The organism is Neisseria sp. P0020.S003 (genome assembly GCF_051957095.1).
Lineage (GTDB): Bacteria > Pseudomonadota > Gammaproteobacteria > Burkholderiales > Neisseriaceae > Neisseria > Neisseria subflava.
Genome location: NZ_JBQCWU010000001.1, coordinates 161,722 through 179,485 on the forward strand (window position 1 = coordinate 161,722; position 17,764 = coordinate 179,485).

Sequence of the window (17,764 nt, forward strand, 5' to 3'; positions counted from 1 at the left end):
ATAGGGTAGGGTCTGGCCAATAAGAAAAGGCCGTCTGAAAAACTTTCAGACGGCCTTTTTTGTATGGATCGAATAACTAACCGTTTTTTTGATAAGGGTTTTCCAGTCCGGCCATTAAGTCGCGGAAGTATTCGCGTAGCTGTTTTTCGGAACAACCCATCAGCAGCGCGTCTTCAAATGCGTCCTGCGCTATTTGGTACAGTTCGTTCAAGTTTTCGGTCATGACTTTGACTTTTTCGGTGCAGGAAACAATCTGACCGTCATCGTCATACCATTTGGGCATTTGCGGCATTGCCATCATGCACCTCAATTCAAGAAACGGGATGGATCGTTTTTCTTCACGCGGCGGCCGAAGGCGTATTTCGCGCTCCAATATTTGTGGCCGAGGCTGGTAATTTCGATACGTTTGCCCGTTCTCGGCGCATGAATGAAATTGTTGTTGCCGATGTAAAGGCCGACGTGGGAAATACGGCCGGGACCCATGGTGCGGAAAAAGACCATGTCGCCCGGCTGCAATTCCGAACGGCTCACGGCAACGCCCATTTGCGCCTGTTCGGCAGAGGTGCGCGGCAGGTTTACACCCATGGCGCGTTTAAAGATGTGTTGCATGAAGCCGCTGCAGTCAAAGCCGGTAGAAGCCGATGTGCCGCCGTAGCGGTAGGCCACGCCGAGCAAACCCATGGCGCTGCCGATCAATTCGTCTGCATTGCCTGAAGGTGCGCGCGTATTGTTGCTTGGAGCGGGGTGTGTATTGACGGGGTGGACAGGGGTTGCCTGACGCGTATTGTCGTAAACGTTGGCGTTGTCGTTGAATTGGTTTAAAACATGCTGACGGGTGGTAATCAGGTTTTCCAAATCATCGGCGTAAGAAAAATTGACGCTCGCGAGCATGGCGACCGAAGTCCAAACTGCTGCGAGCCGGAGTAAAAAATTCATTATAAAAACTTCCGTTTCAGAAGGCATTCCCTGCCGATTGCAGGCACATTGCCGGTTTCTGAGATGTTATCCCGTATCATTCTCTTGTTATCTGCTTGATTGTATTCAAAAACTGTCTTTTTGGCAAAAAAACTGCTGTTATTTTGCGTTAAACCCTTGTTTCCAAACAAACTAGAAAAACATCAAACACGGTTTCGCTTGATTTATCCGCCGCTGCAACCATATAAGCGGCATTCATTGATTTATTTTCAGAGACTGACATGACACAAAATCACAGCGATATCCGTACACGCTTTATCTTCGACGATATGCCTATCCGCGGCATGCACATCCGCCTCGAAAAGGTTTGGCACCACATCGTCAACCAAAAACATTATCCTGTCGCCATCTGTCGCGCATTGGGTGAATTGTTGGCTGCCGGTTCTTTATTGTCTGCCAACCTTAAAAACGAAGGCACGCTGATTGTTCAGGTTCAAGGTCAGGGCCGTCTGAAAATGTTGGTGGTGGAAGCGACTTCTGAAAATACTGTCCGCGCTACCGCGCGTTGGGACGAAACTGCTGAAATCCATGATGACGAAAGCCTGACTGCGCTGTTGGGCGAAAACAGCGTGTTCGTTTTGACCCATCAGCCTAAAGATGCCGACCCATGGCAAGGTGTTGTCCCTCTGGAAGGCGACAGCATTGCGCAAATGTTGGTCAACTATATGAAACGTTCCGAGCAGCTCGATACCTATATTACGCTTGCCGCCGACGACCAAGCCGCAGGCGCATTATTGCTGCAACGTCTGCCGGAAGAAGAATTGGATGATGCCGCGTGGGAGCATGTGACTACGCTTGCGCAAACGCTTACTTCGCAAGAATTGACCGGTTTGGACGCTCATCACGCCCTTTACCGCCTTTACCATGAAACCCCGCCCCGCGTTTTTGAACCGGAGACTATTGAATTTGCCTGCACCTGCTCCCGCGGCAAAGTCAGCGATATGCTGTTGATGCTTGGCGGCCAAGAAGTTGGCGGCGTGGTGGCGGAACAAGGCAGCATTCAAATCGATTGCGATTTCTGCCATAGCAAGTATGTGTTTGATGAAACCGATGTCAACGCTTTGTTTGGCGCAGATGTGGTGAATGCCGTCCGTCAAGAAAATGAACGTTTGCAGTAAGCTGGGGATAAAAGTTTCTTAAGGAAATTGGCTTAATAGAAGGGCAGGTGCAAAACCTGCCCTTTCTTTTTGGAAAACTGAATATCATCAATAGAAAATGCCGTCTGAAAAAAAAGCGTGGCTGATTTCAGACGGCATGATTGTTTTAAACGATGTGTTTAATGTTTAAAGATTATTTCCAAACCAACAAAGCGTGGTTGCGTTTGCCGCGTCGTACGATGGTGTATTTGCCGAAGCGTTTGTGCGCGTCGGTCAGCAGATAGGCATCGTCGGGGCGTTCGGCGGCGTGGTTCGGGTTGTTCGATTCGGCGGCTTGGCCGTTGAGCAATACCGCTTTGCTGTTCACAAAACCGCGCGCTTCTTTGTTGGACGAGGCCAAGCCGGTTTTGACCAAGGCTTCGACGACGTTGAGGTCGTCTGAAACTTCAAATGCGGGCAGGCCGTCGAGTGCGAGCTGTTCGAAGTCGCTTTCCGTCAGGCTGCTTTGGTCTTCGGCAAACAGGCTTTCGGAAATGCGCTGCGCAGCTTGCAGGGCGGCTTCGCCGTGAATCAGGCGGGTCATTTCTTCGGCAAGGATGCGTTGCGCTTCGGGCTTGGTGCCGCTGGCTTGGTCTTTCGCTTCGATGGCGTCGATTTCTTCGATAGACAGGAAGGTGAAGTATTTCAGAAACTTATACACATCGGCATCGGCAACTTTCAGCCAGAACTGGTAGAACTGATACGGCGAGGTTTTCTTCGCGTTCAGCCATACCGCGCCGCCTTCGGTTTTGCCGAATTTGGTGCCGTCGGATTTGGTAACCAAAGGCAGGGTCAGGCCGAATACTTGTTTTTGGTTCAGACGACGTGTCAGATCGATACCGGCGGTGATGTTGCCCCATTGGTCGGAGCCGCCGATTTCCAAAACCGCGCCATGACGTTTGTTCAATTTGGCAAAGTCGTAGCCTTGCAGCAGGGAGTAGGCGAACTCGGTGAAGGAAATGCCCACATCGTCGCGCTCGATACGCTGTTTGACGGATTCTTTGTTTAACATGGCGTTGACGGAGAAATGCTTGCCGATGTCGCGCAGGAAGTCGAGGCAGTTCATGCTGCCAAACCAGTCGGCATTGTTCGCCATAATGGCGGCGTTTTCGCCTTCAAAGCTCAAAAACGGTTTCAGTTGGTTGCGGATGCTTTCTACCCAGCCGGCAACGGTTTCGGCGGAATTCAAGCTGCGCTCCACCGCTTTGAAGCTGGGGTCGCCGATCATACCGGTTGCGCCGCCCACCAAAGCAATCGGCGTATGACCCGCCTGTTGGAAACGGCGCAATGCCAACACGGGCAATAAGTGGCCGATATGCAGACTGTCGGCCGTCGGGTCGAAACCGCAGTAGAGGGCGATTTTTTGTTCGTTCAACAAAGCGTCTAAGGCTTCGATGTCGGTAGTTTGCGCGATAAGGCCGCGCGATTGTAGGTCTTTGATGACTGATTTCATTGTGGTTGTCCTGTGAGAGTTATTTGTGTGGTAATCCGAGCCACTTTAAAGGAATTTCATCAAATAGGTAATGACAGTTCATGGAATAGATGTAATCTAATGTATCTTTATAAACAGGATTTTTGAACCATTCATTCAATACATAAACATATTCGACACGCCAGCCTAAATTCCGTACTAATTTACTATATTGTTTACGTTTGAAATCACAGGTTTGCAGTTTTTCATCTACAGAACCCGGGACTTGCTGAAATTTGATTTCAATGATAAACAAGGTATCCCGCACTATGACAAATAGTGCATTGTCAGGTTCTAAACGTTTGGAAAGATGCTCTCGCCAATTAATATTATATGGTTCCTGTTCTAGAAAGCGATACAGTTCCTGTTTTTTAAAACAGTATGCTAATTTTTCATTTTTAAACCAAATTTCATATCCGGTTTTATTGGTGGAGTTTTTGATTTCATAGCCGTCAATTTGTTCAAATAACTGCTTAATATCTGTTCGTTGTTCAAAATGTAATCCGGTAGTGGTATTACCGCCACCTTTTCCGCCTTTAATCATTTTTCAATCTCTTTTTAGCTAATTCAAAATAATCCGGTTCCCATTCGCATCCGCAAAAATTCCGCCCATTCTTTAATGCCGCAACACCTGTCGTGCCGCTGCCCATAAATGGGTCGAAAATCAAATCTCCGATATTGGAAGCAGCCTGAATACAGCGTTCCGCCAACGCTGTCGGTTTCTGTGTTGGGTGTTTGCCAAATTGTTTCTCTGCTTTGTTCGGCGGAGCAATTTGCCAAACACTTTTCATTTGTTTGCCTCCGTTTTGTGCTTTCATCACTTCATAATGAAAAATATGTTTGGCTTTTTTGTTTTTCTTTGCCCAAAGCAGTGTTTCGGTGGAGTGGGTAAAAAAGCGGCAGGATAGATTGGGCGGTGGGTTGGTTTTTTCCCATGTGATGTTGTTTAAAAGATGGTAACCAATGACTTGCATCAGATAACCTGTTAAGTAAATATTATGCTGTGTGCCGCAAACCCAAATCGTACCGTTTGGTTTTAAAAGTGCGTAGCACAAACGTAGCCATTCTTCGTGAAATTCCAAATCTGCTGCCAAGCCCTTGGATTTGTCCCAGTCTCCTTTGTTTACAGAAACCATTTTTCCGTTTTGGCAAGAGAAACCGTTATTGGAAAGCAGATAAGGAGGATCGGCGAATATCATGTCAAAGCAACCTTCCGGATATTTGTCCAAAATCCGACGCATCACTTTGAAAGTGTCCTCGTTATAAATCACAATGCCGTTTGAAACGTATTTTTTCAGACAGGTATGGTAACGGGTGGCTTCTTCTTTCAGAATATTAAATTCATTTGCCATAAATTGCCAATAATTCGCCTACTTTTTGTCTGCTGCTGCCGTTTGCGGCAATATTTCTTTGTACATCAATGGTTTCTATTCGTGCGCCTTGATATATTTTTCGGGTGAATTCAGTGTCGTGATTGGAAATCAACACACCTTTGGTTTGCTCTGCGGTTTGTTGTGCGATGGTCGCCAAGCGGATTTGATCGTTAAAATCGAAGCCGCCTGTTGCATAAGCAGTAAATGAAGCAGTTTCACTTAAAGGTACATAAGGTGGATCACAATATACTATATCATCGCTGCCTGCCAGCATTAAGGTCGTCTGAAAATCTCCGTTCATCAATTCCATGCGATCAGCTTTACAGATAAACCCCTGCATTTCCGTTTCAGGAAAATAAGGAGATTTATATTTTCCAAACGGTACATTAAATCTGCCTTTGCTGTTGTAACGGCACAAGCCGTTAAAAGCATGACGGTTCAGATAGATAAATATTGCGGATCGTTCGGCAATATCATTGCTGTTGTTGAATTGCTCGCGCAGTTCATAAAAGCGGGCTTCTTGATTATTTGAAGGGGTAAAAAACGAATGAGCAAAGTCAATGAAACTTTGCTTTTCTGATTTCAAAATACGATACAGGTTAATCAAATCGGCATTGGTATCATTCAATATGTAGGCATCAAAATCCAAAGCCAGAGATACAGCCGCCGAACCGGCAAACGGCTCAATCAGACGTTTGCCGGTTCGGTTAGGCAGGTTCTTGTGAATAAAAGGAGCAAGTTTGAATTTGCCGCCTGCCCATTTTAAAAACGGTTTGAGTACTGCCATGTTTACACGTTAAACAAAAAGTGCATCACATCGCCGTCCTGCACGACATATTCCTTGCCTTCCACGCGCATTTTACCGGCTTCTTTGGCTTTGGCTTCGCCGCCGAGCGAGACAAAGTCGTCGTAGGAAATGACTTGAGCGCGGATGAAGCCGCGTTCGAAGTCGGTGTGGATGACGCCGGCGGCTTGCGGGGCGGTGTCGCCTTTGTGGATGGTCCAAGCGCGGACTTCTTTTACGCCGGCGGTGAAGTAGGTTTGCAGGCCTAACAGGTCGTAGCCCGCGCGGATCAGGCGGTTGAGGCCGGGTTCTTCCAAGCCCATTTCGGCGAGGAACTCGGCCTTTTCGTCGTCTTCCAATTCGGCGATTTCGCTCTCCATCGCGGCGCAAACGGCAACAACGGGGGCGTTTTCTTTTTCAGCCAATTCTTTCAGGCGGTCGAGGTGCGGATTGTTTTCAAAACCGTCTTCGGCAACGTTGCCGACATACATAGCGGGTTTGGCGGTCAGCAGGAACAGCGGCTTGAGCATGGCGAGTTTTTCCGCGTCCAAACCGAAGGAGCGGACGGGTTTGCCTTCGTCCAGATGCGGTAGCAGTTTTTTGCACAGCTCGACCAGTTTTTGCGCGTCTTTGTCGCCTGAGCGGGCGCGTTTTTCTTCGCGGACGATGGCTTTTTCGACGCTGGCGAGGTCGGCAAGTGCCAATTCGGTGCCGATGGTTTCGATGTCGGCAATCGGATCGACTTTGCCGGAAACGTGCACGATGTTGTCGTCGTCAAAGCAACGTACGACGTTAACAATCGCGTCAGTTTCGCGGATGTTGGCGAGGAACTGGTTGCCCAAGCCTTCGCCTTTGCTTGCACCTGCAACCAAACCGGCGATGTCGACAAATTCGACGATGGCGGGCTGCATTTTTTGCGGATTGACGATTTTTGCCAATTCGGCCATACGCGGATCGGGGACTTCAACGATGCCGACGTTGGGTTCGATGGTACAGAAAGGATAGTTTGCCGCTTCGATACCCGATTGGGTCAGCGCGTTAAAGAGGGTGGATTTGCCGACGTTGGGCAAACCGACGATGCCGCATTTCAAGCTCATGGTTTTTCCTGAAAAGATAAAAGTTTAACGGCGGATTATAGCATATTGTGGAAGTACTCAAAACAGCCGCAATGCTGGTGTGTTCTTATGATAAAAGGCCGTCTGAAAAAAGAGGCGCAGGCATTCAGCTTATTGTGCTTCCGAAGAATGAGAAAATGAATAAAGCCATTAAATAAAACAAATTTCCGGATAGGAGGCTTAAGATCAAACCCAAAAGAATGCCCAGTACCCAATAAATCATCTGACGGTGTTTCGGGTTGGATGCGGTACGTAACATTTTGAAATACAAAACCAGACAGCCGAACATGCAGATTGTTTGAAACAGAATGAGGGGGAGGCTGTCAATGGCTCCGGAAATCGAATCATGAAGGATGATTATCCCTATGCGTATGCATAAATAAATTAAAGCCGAGCCTGCCGCCGAATGCCCAAAAGGGACGGGCGTGTCGGATGAATCGGGTGTTTTGTGTGGCTGAAGCCTGCCGAATAACAAGATAAATACAATGTCAAACATAATGATATTTGCCTTGGCGTAAGATGTTTTCGTTTTTCAGACAGCCTCAGGAGTGTCTGAAAGCTTATTGTGCGGCGATATGGGGCAGTGTCGCGGTAAGGTATGTCAGTAGGTCGACCATCCATCATGCTGAAGTGCTTGCCATGCTTAAGTGAACACTTTGAATTAGCAGAGGGTTATCTGCTATTTCCCAAAATAGTCCGAAATACAGGACAAGCTTAATGAATAGGGGGAAGAGTGGCAAGCAGGTTGAGAAACGGTATGGGGTTTGCAGGTAAAACCTTTGCTGCGGTTCGCAGTTAGTTTAAAGGCCGTCTGAAAGCTGTTTCAGACGGCCTTTTTTCCGTGCTGCCTTAACCGGTATTGCGCAAACCTTGCGCCACGCCGTTGATGGTCAAGTGAACCATCAGCAGGGCGTGCGGATTGTCGGGCTCTTTGCGCAGGCGTTTGAGCATGGCGACTTGCAGGCCGTTGAGGGCGTTCAAATATGGAATCCTCAAGGCAAGCGAACGGGCGAGGCTGCGGTTGTCGCGCAGGAGCTCTTCGGTTTGCAGCAGGTCGAGCAGTGCTTTGCGGCTGCGTTGGTATTCTTCCTTGATCATGCCGAAGATGACTTTTGCTTTATCGGGCGATTCGCTCAAGCCGGCATAGTTTTCCGCCAAGGTGATGTCGGTTTTCGCCATCACTTGTTCCATGTTGGAGAGCATGGCTTGGAAGAACGGATTGCTTTGGGCATGTTCTCGCAGCGCGGCCAGTGTGTCGGGTTTGCCTTCGCACAAGGTTTCCACTGCGCTGCCGAAACCGTACCAAGCCGGCAGCATGAGGCGGTTTTGCATCCATGAGAATACCCACGGAATCGCGCGCAAGTCCTGAATCCGCGCCAAGGTTTTGCGGCTGGCGGGACGGCTGCCGAGGTTGAGGGTGGCGATTTCCTGAATCGGGCTGGTTTGCAGGAAGTAGTCGATGAAGTCGGGATGGGTAATCAGTTCGCGGTAGTATTTGAACGATACGTCCGACAAATCCTGCATCAGTTTGGCATCAGGGTCTTTTTTGTCCGGCAGGATGCTGGCTTCCAACGTCGCGGCAACCAAGGCTTCCAAGTTGCGTTGGGCATTGCCCGGGTCGGCGTATTTGGCGGTAATGACTTCGCCTTGCTCGGTAATACGGATTTGTCCGGCAACGCTGCCTGCAGGTTGCGCCAAGATGGCTTGGTAAGATGGGCCGCCGCCGCGACCTACGCTGCCGCCGCGGCCGTGGAACAGGCGCATGCGGACATCGTATTTTTTGAAGAGTTCGACCAAGCCCAACTCTGCCTGATACAGACACCATGAGCTGGTAACGTAGCCGCCGTCTTTGTTGGAGTCGGAGTAGCCCAGCATGATTTCTTGGATGTTGCCGCGGCTTTCGAGCAGGGCATCATACCAGTCGAGGCGGAACATGGTTTCCATGACCGGACAGGCGTTTTCGAGCGCTTCGATGGTTTCAAACAGAGGCACGATATTGATGCGGCTGTGCGGTTTGCCGTTTTCCACCACCAACAGGCCGCTTTCTTTCAGCAGCAATGCCAAGGCGAGCAGGTCGCTGGGTTGTTCGCAGTTGGAAATAATGCTTTGTGTAACGGCATCTTCACCAAATTCGTCTTTGATTTTGCGCGCTTCGTTGAAAATTGCCAGTTCGTGGCGGGCATGGTCACTGTATGTGATGAACGGGCTGTACAGCGGACGTTGATGGCTCAATTCGCGTAGCAGGGCGGTTTGTTTTTGCTCTTCGTTCAGGCTGTTGTAGTCTTCCAAGCCTGCGTGTTGGAAAAGCTCGGCAACTACATCGGCGTGTTTGCCTGCGTGTTGGCGCAGGTCGAGCGGCATCATGTGGAAGCCGAATACGGACACGCTGCGGATAATATTGGCCAGACGGCCTTCTGCCAGCAATTGGCTGCCGTTTTCCTGGAGCGAGCGTTGCAGTTTTTTCAGGTCGTTGAGGAACTCTTCGACCGTGGCATAAGGCTCGAGGAAGCCGAATTTGCAACCCATGCCCAAACCGAGTGAGCGTGCTTTGCCCATGGCGCGTGCCATGATGTAGGCGATGGCGCGGCGGTAGGGTTCTTCGGTGCGGGCGATTTCTTCGTCAGGCGAGAGGGTGGCTAATGCCATCACGTCGTCGTTGACTTTGACGCGGCGGATGGAGAGCGGCAATTCGCGGTAGAGTTTGTCGAGTTTGCCACGATAGAAGCGGAACACTGCATCGGCATGCCGTCTGAACGCAAAACGCAAGGTTTCGGCAGAAACGAACGGATTGCCGTCACGGTCGCCGCCGATCCAGCCGCCGATTTTAAGGATATTCGGAACGCGGACACCGGGATAGGCCGTCTGAAAATTGCGTTCCATTGTGCGGTAGAGTTTAGGCAGGGCTTCAAAGAAGCTCATTGGGAAGATGGATACACCGTTGTTAATTTCGTCGTTGACGCTCAATTTATATTGGCGTGTTTCGCTGGTCTGCCACAGGCCCAAAAGGACAGTGTCGATTTCGCGGCGCAACTGAGCCAGCGCTTCGGGGTTGGTGCAGCGTTCGCGTTGCGGCAGCAGCGCGCGGATGCGGCGGTTGAAGCTCAAGACGGTTTGACGTTGCACTTCGGTCGGGTGCGCGGTCAAAACGGCGGTAACGACCGTGTTGTCCAGTTGTTGTTGCACCGCTTTGCCGTTGACTTTTCCGGCTTTGAGCTTGCGCACGGTTTCCGTCAGGCTGCCTTCGGCACTGTTGTGTCCGGCCTCTTCGTGGATTTGGCGGCGGCGTTCGTGGTGTACGTCTTCGGCGATGTTCAAAATCTGCGCGAACAGGCCGCAGGCCAAGGTTAAATCGTGGGTTTGTTGTTCGTCCAATTGCGGCAACACCTTCTCAATCAGGGCAGCACTGTCGTCTGAGGTCGATAATAGCTTAACGGTTTCGACCACCAAAGGCGATGCTTCCTCATGCAGCAGATTGAAAAGAGACTGTTTTAAAAATTCCGCATCCGCTGCCAGAGCGGCATCTTTTGGATTATTCAAGATATGCAGTTGCATGATTTTTCTCTTATTTAAATGTTAATTTGGGTGTATCGTGAATCCATTGTATAGCAGATTTTTATAAACTGCCAATGGTAACACCCGATACATTTCAAACCGGAAAACGGCCGTCTGTATCCGCCGCGTGGTCGCTGTCTGTAAAATGCCGTAAAATATTGCCCATCAAAACAGAGGCGAGAAACCCATGATTGAATTTCCCAACCAACCCGATTTTCCTGAGCAACACACCGCCGTCGCCGTCGGCACTATCAACATGAGCCAGCAGGCGATAAGGATGTTGATAGAGAATGCCACCGAAAAGGCAAGTATCCTGACCATTGCCCGCGTTGCCGCCATTCAGAGCATCAAACAGACTGCCAACCTGATTCCGCTGCACCTGCCCGGCCGCATCATCGGCGTGCAGGTTGATTTCGATATTAACGTTGAGTTGGCCTGCCTGAAGGCCACGCTGACCGTCCAAGCGCACAGCAACGGCAGCATTGCCACCGAAGCCCTGACCGGCCTCAATTTGGCGCTCTTGAGCGTTTACGACATGATGAAAGACGTTGACCGCAATATGATGCTCAGCGGCATCCGCCTAGAATCCGAAACCAGCAGCGAAGGCCGTCCTTTCTTGTTTGACAACGCATACGAAAATATTAATTTCTAAACCATTCAGGCCGTCTGAACATTGGGTTTCAGACGGCCTTATTATTATGATGAACGATCAACAACTCTTGCGGTTCAGCCGCCATATCTTGCTTGACGAAATCGGTATCGAAGGCCAAGAAAAACTCTTGTCCGCCCATGTGCTCGTTGTCGGTTGCGGCGGGCTGGGTGCGGCGGCCTTGCCGTATCTTGCCGCCGCCGGTATCGGCAGCCTGACAATTGCCGATGCCGATACCATCGACGAGACCAATCTTCAACGCCAAATCACGTTTACCGAAGCCGACATCGGTAAAAACAAGGCTTTGGTGATGCAAGGCCGTCTGAAACAAATCAACAGCCAAACACACATTACAGCCATTGCCGAATTTCTCGATGAGGCCAGGCTTGTCGAATTGGCAAACGCCGCCGACATCATCCTTGATTGTTCCGACAATTATCCCACACGCCAAGCAGTCAACCGCGCCTCCGTTGCCACGCGCACGCCTTTGGTTTCCGCAGCGGCCGTCGGCTTTGACGGACAAATCGCCGTGTACCGTCCCGATCTTCCCGATACGCCCTGCTATGCCTGCCTGTTTGATGGCGAACAAGCCAGCGACGGCGCTTGTGCATTGTTCGGCGTTTTTTCGCCATTGGTCGGCGTTATCGGAACGACCCAAGCTGCCGAAGCGCTTAAAGTGCTGATCGGTATCGGTACGCCGTCGCACGGCAAACTTTCTACCTACAACGCGTTGAGCGGAAAATGGCAGCAATACGGGGTGAGACACAATCCCGAATGCCCGGTTTGCGGCGGCCGTTAAAGCCAAAAAGCAGGATAGGGGCTTCAACATTCCTAAGCCAATCCGCTAGAGTAATCATACTTATCTTTCATTAAACTTGAAGGAAGGCGTTTCTTCCCTTTTCAGACGGCCTGTGGCACGATATGATTCAATGATTAATAAATTTTTTAAGGCCGTCTGAAAAAGGATAAGGAGAAACCGGCTTAATGAATATTATTCGTGCCTTATTGGTGGTATTGGGTTGCCTGGCTTTGGGCGAGGCAACCGTTTGGATTTTGGGGTTGAAGCTGCCGGGCAGTATTGTCGGCATGGCTTTGCTGTTTGCCGCGCTTCAGGCGGGCTGGGTCAAATTGTCTTGGGTGGGCGAACTGGCAGACATTTTGATGGCAAACCTGACTTTGTTTTTGGTGCCGCCTTGCGTGGCCGTCATCAGCTATTTGGACGTGATTGCAAACGACTGGTTTTCAATTTTGACGGCCACAATCGGCAGTACGATCTGCGTATTATTGGTGACCGGCAAAGTGCATGAGTGGGTCAGGAGGCGGATGTGATGAATATAGACGGGCTGTTGCGCATGCCCTCGGTCATGCTGTTCCTGACTTTGGCCGTATATGCTTTGGCGGTGCAGATTCGGACGCGCACGGGGAATGTGCTGTGTAATCCGGTATTGATCAGTACGCTGGTGTTGATGGGGTATTTGAAGGTATTTTCCATCGATTACGAGCTGTACCATTCTGCCTCGCGCTTTATTGATTTTTGGTTGAAACCGGCAGTCGTGTTGCTGGCCGTGCCGCTTTATCGAAATTGGGACCGTATCCGCAGCCAGTGGTTGCCGGTGGTGTTGTCGCAGTTGGCGGGCAGCGTGACAGGCATTGTTACGGGTGTGTATTTTGCCAAATGGCTGGGCGCTTCGCGCGAAGTGATTTTGTCGCTGGCTTCCAAATCTGTGACCAACCCTATTGCGATTGAAATCACGGCGTCTATCGGCGGTATTCCGGCGATTACGGCGGCAACGGTGATTATTGCCGGACTTTTTGGACAGATGGCCGGATATAAAGTGTTGAAAGGGGCGTTGTATATGCCTTCTTCAGTGGGAATGTCTTTGGGTACGGCCTCACATGCGATGGGTATTGCGGCATCTTTGGAATACGGCCGCCGTATGGCCGCATATGCCGGCTTGGGCTTGACGCTCAACGGCGTGTTGACGGCGATATTGGTGCCTATCTTGATTCCCTTATTGGGCGTATAGCGTTTAGGCCGTCTGAAAATAGTGTAAACAGGAGAAAATGATATGGCTGTGAATTTGACTGAAAAACGTGCAGACGAATTGTTGGAAATCGACGGCATCCGTCTGTTTACAGGTCGTGCCGGCATCAAGCAACAAGACCGCGACGATTTGACGCTGATGGTGTTGGGCGGCGGACATACGGTGGGCGCAGTGTTTACGCAAAACCGTTTCTGCGCCGCGCCGGTGCATATCGCCAAGTCGCATTTGTTTGACCAAGACGGCGTGTGTGCCTTAGTCATCAATACGGGTAATGCCAATGCGGGCACCGGCGCACAAGGCCGTCTGGACGCGATTAAAGTGTGCGCGGCGGCGGCGGAACAGGTCGGCTGCCAATCCAATCAGATTATGCCGTTTTCGACCGGCGTGATTTTAGAGCCGCTGCCTGTGGATAAAATCGTGGCAGCTTTGCCGCAAGTTCGCCCTGCATTTTGGTCGGACGCGGCGCGTGCCATCATGACGACGGATACTGTACCGAAAGCCGCTTCACGCACAGGCTTGGTTGGCGAGAAACACACAGTCCGCGCCACCGGTATCGCCAAAGGCTCGGGCATGATTCATCCGAACATGGCGACCATGTTGTCGTTTATTGCCACCGATGCCAAAGTGTCCCAACCGATTTTGCAGCTGATGACGCAAGAAATCGCAGATGAGAGTTTCAATACGATTACCGTGGACGGCGATACCAGCACCAACGACAGCTTTGTCATTATGGCGACAGGCCGTTGCGGTCAGAGCGAAATCGACAATACCGCCGATCCGCGCTATGCGCAGCTCAAAGCCTTGCTCGGTTCGCTGGCTTTGGAATTGGCGCAGGCGATTGTCCGTGATGGCGAGGGTGCGACCAAGTTCATCACGGTTGAAGTGCAAAATGCGAAAAACCGCGAAGAGGCGCGCAAAGTGGCTTATGCCGTTGCCCATTCGCCTTTGGTGAAAACCGCTTTCTTTGCCTCCGACCCGAACTTGGGCCGTCTGTTGGCAGCCGTCGGCTATGCCGGTATTGAAGACTTGGATGTCGATGCTTTGAAAATGTGGCTGGATGACGTGTTGGTTGCCGAAAACGGCGGCCGCGCGGAAAGCTATACCGAAGAAGCAGGACAAGCGGTGATGAACCGTCCGGAAATCACCGTCCGCATCGATTTGCAACGCGGTGATACGACGGCGGCTGTCTATACCTGCGATTTGTCGCACGAATATGTGTCGATTAACGCGGATTACCGTTCTTAAAAACCTTTATCCTTGTGTTCAGACGGCCTTTGAGAAAAATATCAAGGCCGTCTGAACACATTGACTGCGTGTTTATTATGAAATTTCCCCAGACTTGGGCGACGCGCCTTGCCCACAAAATCCGCCAAACCAAACGCCTGTCGAAAAAGAGCATCGCCCTTCTGTTTTTGTTGGCAGGATCGGCACTGGTTGCCCTGACGGCTTTGATGTTTGCGTATTTAGCGGATTTGGCTTTGGAATGGAACGCTTTGCTGGTGGGAAAATATCCGTGGTTCGCATGGGTGGCTTTGCCGCTGGGTTTGCCGCTTTTGGCATGGTTTACGCGCAAATTTGCGCCGTACACTTCCGGCAGCGGTATTCCGCAGGTCATCGCTTCTTTGTCTTTGCCTTATGGTGCGCAGAAAACCCGTTTGATTCGTCTGGGCGAAACCTTTTTTAAGATTCCGCTGACGTTTTTGGGTATGATTTTGGGGGCGTCGATCGGCAGGGAAGGGCCGTCTGTACAAGTGGGTGCGGCGGTGATGAACGCTTGGGGCGCGTGGTGTAAAAAGCACGGGCTGGCGTTTAGGGGTATGCAGGAAAACGATTTGATTGCCGCAGGCGCGGCGGGCGGTTTGGCAGCGGCGTTTAACGCGCCTTTGGCCGGCGTGGTCTTTGCCATCGAAGAATTGGGGCGCGGCGTGCTTTTGCGTTGGGAACGTCAAATCCTGATGGGCGTGTTGGCGGCCGGTTTCATCCAAGTGGCGATACAGGGCAACAACCCGTATTTCTCAGGTTTTCAAGGGCATGAGCTGCCAAACATGCTGATGTGGGCCGCGGTGTCGGGCATCATCTGCGGCGTGGCTGGCGGATTGTTCAGTAGCTTTTTGTATCGCGGCGCGGCGGCATTCGCGCCGGTACGCTGGCGCAGTTTCATCCGCCGCCATTTGTTGGTGGTCGCCTTTGCAATGGGTATCTTGCTCGCGCTGCTCGGTACGTTTTATCAAGGCAAAACCTATGGCACGGGCTATCACGAAGCCGCTGCCGCACTCAAAGGCGCGTATGAAGCGCCGTTCGGTTTGGCCGCCGCAAAATGGGCGGCGACCGTGTTCAGCTATTGGGCAGGTATTCCCGGCGGTATCTTCACGCCGTCGTTAACCATCGGTGCGATGATAGGCGAACACATGGCTTCTTTCGCGCAACTGGGCGACGCGTCCAATGTCGCGGTTTTGCTCTGCATGGCCGCATTCCTTGCCGCCGCGACCCAATCACCGTTGACCGCCGCCGTGGTGGTAATGGAAATGACGGGCGGACAGAATTTACTGTTTTGGATGCTGTTGACTTGCATCTTCGCTTCGCAAGTCTCGCGCCAATTCTCGCCGCATCCGTTTTACCATGCCGCAGGCTTGCGCTTCAGACGGCATATTGAAGCCGAAAGCGGACATGTTCAGCATGAGAAAAAAGAATAGATCGGCATATAAAAGGCCGTCTGAAAACTAAATTTCAGACGGCCTTTGTTATGTCGTTTAAAGCTGTATTACGGTTTATTTAAACAGCAAAATCAGCAGCAAAACAACCGCAATCACACCCAGCCACAGGCTTTGGCGTTGCTGTACTTTGACCAGATGCACATAGGCATCGCGCATTTCCTGTTGGCGGTTTTCATCAATCAGCGCACTGATTTTGCGCGGCAGGGAGGGGATGATTTGCGCCCAGTCGGGGGCTTCGTTTTTGAGGTTGCGCCAAAGGGCTTTGGGGCCGACTTGTTCGTTCATCCAGCGCACCAAAAACGGTTTGGCGGTTTTCCACAAGTCCAAATCGGGATCAAGCTGGCGGCCCAAGCCTTCGATGTTGAGCAGCGTTTTTTGCAGCAATACCAGCTGCGGTTGGATTTCGACATTGAAGCGGCGGCTGACTTCAAACAGGCGCATCAGCACCAAGCCGAAGGAAATCTGCGAAATTGGTTTGTTGAACACAGGCTCGCACACGGCGCGGACGGCGGCTTCCAATTCTTCCGCACGCGTGTCGGCAGGCACCCAGCCCGATTCGATATGGGCGGTGGCGACGCGGTGGTAATCGCGGTTGAAGAAGGCGAGGAAGTTGATGGCGAGATAGCGTTTGTCGTAGTCGGTCAGTGTACCGACGATGCCGAAATCGAGGGCGATGTAGCGGTTGTCGGCGGCGACCAAAATATTGCCGGGGTGCATATCCGCATGGAAAAAGCCATCTCGGAAAACTTGCGTGAAGAAGATTTCCACGCCGTAATCGGCAAGTTTGTGCAAATCAATGCCGTCGGCTTTGAGTTTGGCAATATCGGATACCGGCGTGCCGTCCATCCATTCGATGGTCAGCACGTCGCTGGTGCAGTAATCGTAAAACACCTTCGGCACAATCAGCATATCGCTGTTTTGGAAATTACGTCCGAGTTGGCTGGCATTGGCGGCTTCGCGCATCAAGTCCAATTCGTCGTGCAGGTATTTGTCAAATTCGGCCACCACTTCGCGCGGCTTCAAACGCTTGCCGTCTGAAAACAAACGTTCCACCCAGCCTGCGCCAAAGCGCATCAGCGACAAATCCTGTTCGATAACGGGCAAAAGGTTGGGGCGCAAGACTTTCACTGCAACCTGTTCGCCTGAATGCAGGCGGGCTTTGTGTACTTGGGCGATGGATGCGCTGGCGACAGGCTCGGTTTCAAATTCCGCGTATAAAGTGTCGATGGATTGGCCCAAAGATTTTTCGATTTGTGAGCGCGAAAGCTGCGCGTCAAACGGAGGCACTTTGTCTTGCAGCCTTGCCAGTTCGACCGCGTAATCGTGCGGAATCAAATCGGGACGCGTGGACAATACCTGTCCGAATTTGATGAAAATCGGCCCCAGGCTTTCCAACGCCAAACGCAGGCGCACGGCAGGCGTCTCGTGTTTGAACTTGGACGACTGCGGCAGCATATTGAGGAAAGTCCGCGCCCAACCCGGACGGACCAGCGAGGCAATCAGCTCGGCAAGGCGGTAGCGGTAGAGCGTGCAGAGGATGGTTTTAATGCGTTTGAGGCGGTTCATGATGGACGCAGATAAATCGAAAAAAACAGAATTATATAGGAAAAACGGCCAAGGGCTTCAGACGGCCTGGGACTTTTGCAAAAACATTTGCCGCATGGCTAACAATTTTATAAAGGCTAAGGTTTTGCCGCCTCAATAAAAAGACGAATATTCACATCATAAATATTCGTCGGCTACTTGCCCAAACCGCCGATTCAAGACATAATCGGGAAATGTGCAGGAGAGTGTTACATCCAACTACAATGTAACCACCGAAGGCGCAGACACCCTTAAATCGCTCAGGTATCAGGGACTGCACATTGAAACAAACAATCTGGAGAGCGGCGTTGGAATAACGTCCACCGAAGGGGAGAAGGCCGTCTGAACCACCATTCAGACAACCGC

The 17,764-nt window shown here is 51.2% G+C and carries 16 protein-coding genes and 1 riboswitch; of the genes, 7 read left to right on the forward strand and 9 right to left on the reverse strand.

Going from position 1 to position 17,764, the window contains the following annotated elements:
* Positions 1-76 precede the first annotated feature (76 nt).
* Both ACTHTQ_RS00830 and ACTHTQ_RS00835 read right to left on the reverse strand, forming a co-directional pair.
* Positions 77-298 carry a hypothetical protein gene (locus ACTHTQ_RS00830; RefSeq protein WP_004519529.1) on the reverse strand — a complete coding sequence of 74 codons (222 nt, stop codon included), beginning with the start codon at positions 296-298 and terminating at the stop codon, positions 77-79.
* Positions 299-306: 8 nt separating this feature from the next.
* A complete protein-coding gene (locus ACTHTQ_RS00835; RefSeq protein WP_003684586.1) occupies positions 307-936 on the reverse strand; it encodes a C40 family peptidase in 630 nt (209 codons plus the stop codon).
* 260 nt (positions 937-1,196) lie between these two features.
* Between ACTHTQ_RS00835 and hslO the strand changes: the two genes are divergently transcribed.
* The gene (hslO, locus tag ACTHTQ_RS00840; RefSeq protein ID WP_440362782.1) at positions 1,197-2,093 is read left to right on the forward strand and encodes an Hsp33 family molecular chaperone HslO; all 897 of its coding nucleotides are present in this window, start codon (positions 1,197-1,199) and stop codon (positions 2,091-2,093) included.
* A gap of 172 nt (positions 2,094-2,265) precedes the next feature.
* Here the strand turns inward: hslO and tyrS are convergent, their stop codons facing one another.
* From tyrS to ppc, 6 genes are all read right to left on the reverse strand, one after another.
* Positions 2,266-3,564 carry a tyrosine--tRNA ligase gene (tyrS, locus tag ACTHTQ_RS00845; protein ID WP_440362783.1) on the reverse strand — a complete coding sequence of 433 codons (1,299 nt, stop codon included), beginning with the start codon at positions 3,562-3,564 and terminating at the stop codon, positions 2,266-2,268.
* Between the two features lie 19 nt (positions 3,565-3,583).
* The gene (locus tag ACTHTQ_RS00850; RefSeq protein WP_440362784.1) at positions 3,584-4,126 is read right to left on the reverse strand and encodes a hypothetical protein; all 543 of its coding nucleotides are present in this window, start codon (positions 4,124-4,126) and stop codon (positions 3,584-3,586) included.
* Entirely contained in the window at positions 4,119-4,934 is an 816-nt protein-coding gene (locus tag ACTHTQ_RS00855; protein ID WP_107814076.1) for a DNA-methyltransferase, read from the reverse strand. Before ACTHTQ_RS00855 ends, ACTHTQ_RS00850 begins: the two co-directional genes overlap by 8 nt.
* Positions 4,924-5,742: a Dam family site-specific DNA-(adenine-N6)-methyltransferase gene (locus ACTHTQ_RS00860; protein WP_440362785.1), complete on the reverse strand. Its 819-nt coding sequence runs from the start codon at positions 5,740-5,742 to the stop codon at positions 4,924-4,926. The genes ACTHTQ_RS00855 and ACTHTQ_RS00860 overlap by 11 nt, the downstream gene beginning before the upstream one ends.
* Before the next feature lie 2 nt (positions 5,743-5,744).
* Positions 5,745-6,836: a redox-regulated ATPase YchF gene (gene ychF / locus ACTHTQ_RS00865; protein WP_440362786.1), complete on the reverse strand. Its 1,092-nt coding sequence runs from the start codon at positions 6,834-6,836 to the stop codon at positions 5,745-5,747.
* Positions 6,837-7,703: 867 nt separating this feature from the next.
* Positions 7,704-10,406, reverse strand: coding sequence for a phosphoenolpyruvate carboxylase (gene ppc / locus ACTHTQ_RS00870; protein WP_440362787.1), 2,703 nt, complete (start codon positions 10,404-10,406; stop codon positions 7,704-7,706).
* 187 nt (positions 10,407-10,593) lie between these two features.
* Between ppc and ACTHTQ_RS00875 the strand changes: the two genes are divergently transcribed.
* From ACTHTQ_RS00875 to ACTHTQ_RS00900, 6 genes are all read left to right on the forward strand, one after another.
* Positions 10,594-11,058 (forward strand): cyclic pyranopterin monophosphate synthase MoaC, encoded by a 465-nt coding sequence (locus ACTHTQ_RS00875; protein WP_440362788.1) that lies wholly within the window; start codon positions 10,594-10,596, stop codon positions 11,056-11,058.
* A gap of 49 nt (positions 11,059-11,107) precedes the next feature.
* Positions 11,108-11,854 carry a HesA/MoeB/ThiF family protein gene (locus ACTHTQ_RS00880; protein WP_440362893.1) on the forward strand — a complete coding sequence of 249 codons (747 nt, stop codon included), beginning with the start codon at positions 11,108-11,110 and terminating at the stop codon, positions 11,852-11,854.
* A 185-nt stretch (positions 11,855-12,039) separates the two neighbouring features.
* A complete protein-coding gene (locus ACTHTQ_RS00885; RefSeq protein ID WP_049328555.1) occupies positions 12,040-12,384 on the forward strand; it encodes a CidA/LrgA family protein in 345 nt (114 codons plus the stop codon).
* On the forward strand, positions 12,384-13,082 hold the full coding sequence (locus ACTHTQ_RS00890; RefSeq protein WP_284675716.1) for an LrgB family protein: 699 nt from the start codon (positions 12,384-12,386) through the stop codon (positions 13,080-13,082). The genes ACTHTQ_RS00885 and ACTHTQ_RS00890 overlap by 1 nt, the downstream gene beginning before the upstream one ends.
* Positions 13,083-13,124: 42 nt before the next feature.
* A complete protein-coding gene (argJ, locus tag ACTHTQ_RS00895) occupies positions 13,125-14,345 on the forward strand; it encodes a bifunctional glutamate N-acetyltransferase/amino-acid acetyltransferase ArgJ (RefSeq protein ID WP_063076667.1) in 1,221 nt (406 codons plus the stop codon).
* A 77-nt stretch (positions 14,346-14,422) separates the two neighbouring features.
* On the forward strand, positions 14,423-15,793 hold the full coding sequence (locus ACTHTQ_RS00900; protein ID WP_440362789.1) for a chloride channel protein: 1,371 nt from the start codon (positions 14,423-14,425) through the stop codon (positions 15,791-15,793).
* A 75-nt stretch (positions 15,794-15,868) separates the two neighbouring features.
* On the opposite strand, the gene ubiB is transcribed toward ACTHTQ_RS00900, so the two are convergent.
* The gene (ubiB, locus tag ACTHTQ_RS00905) at positions 15,869-17,380 is read right to left on the reverse strand and encodes a ubiquinone biosynthesis regulatory protein kinase UbiB (protein ID WP_070589717.1); all 1,512 of its coding nucleotides are present in this window, start codon (positions 17,378-17,380) and stop codon (positions 15,869-15,871) included.
* Positions 17,381-17,587: 207 nt separating this feature from the next.
* Positions 17,588-17,685, forward strand: a riboswitch (glycine riboswitch).
* Positions 17,686-17,764: the final 79 nt, after the last annotated feature.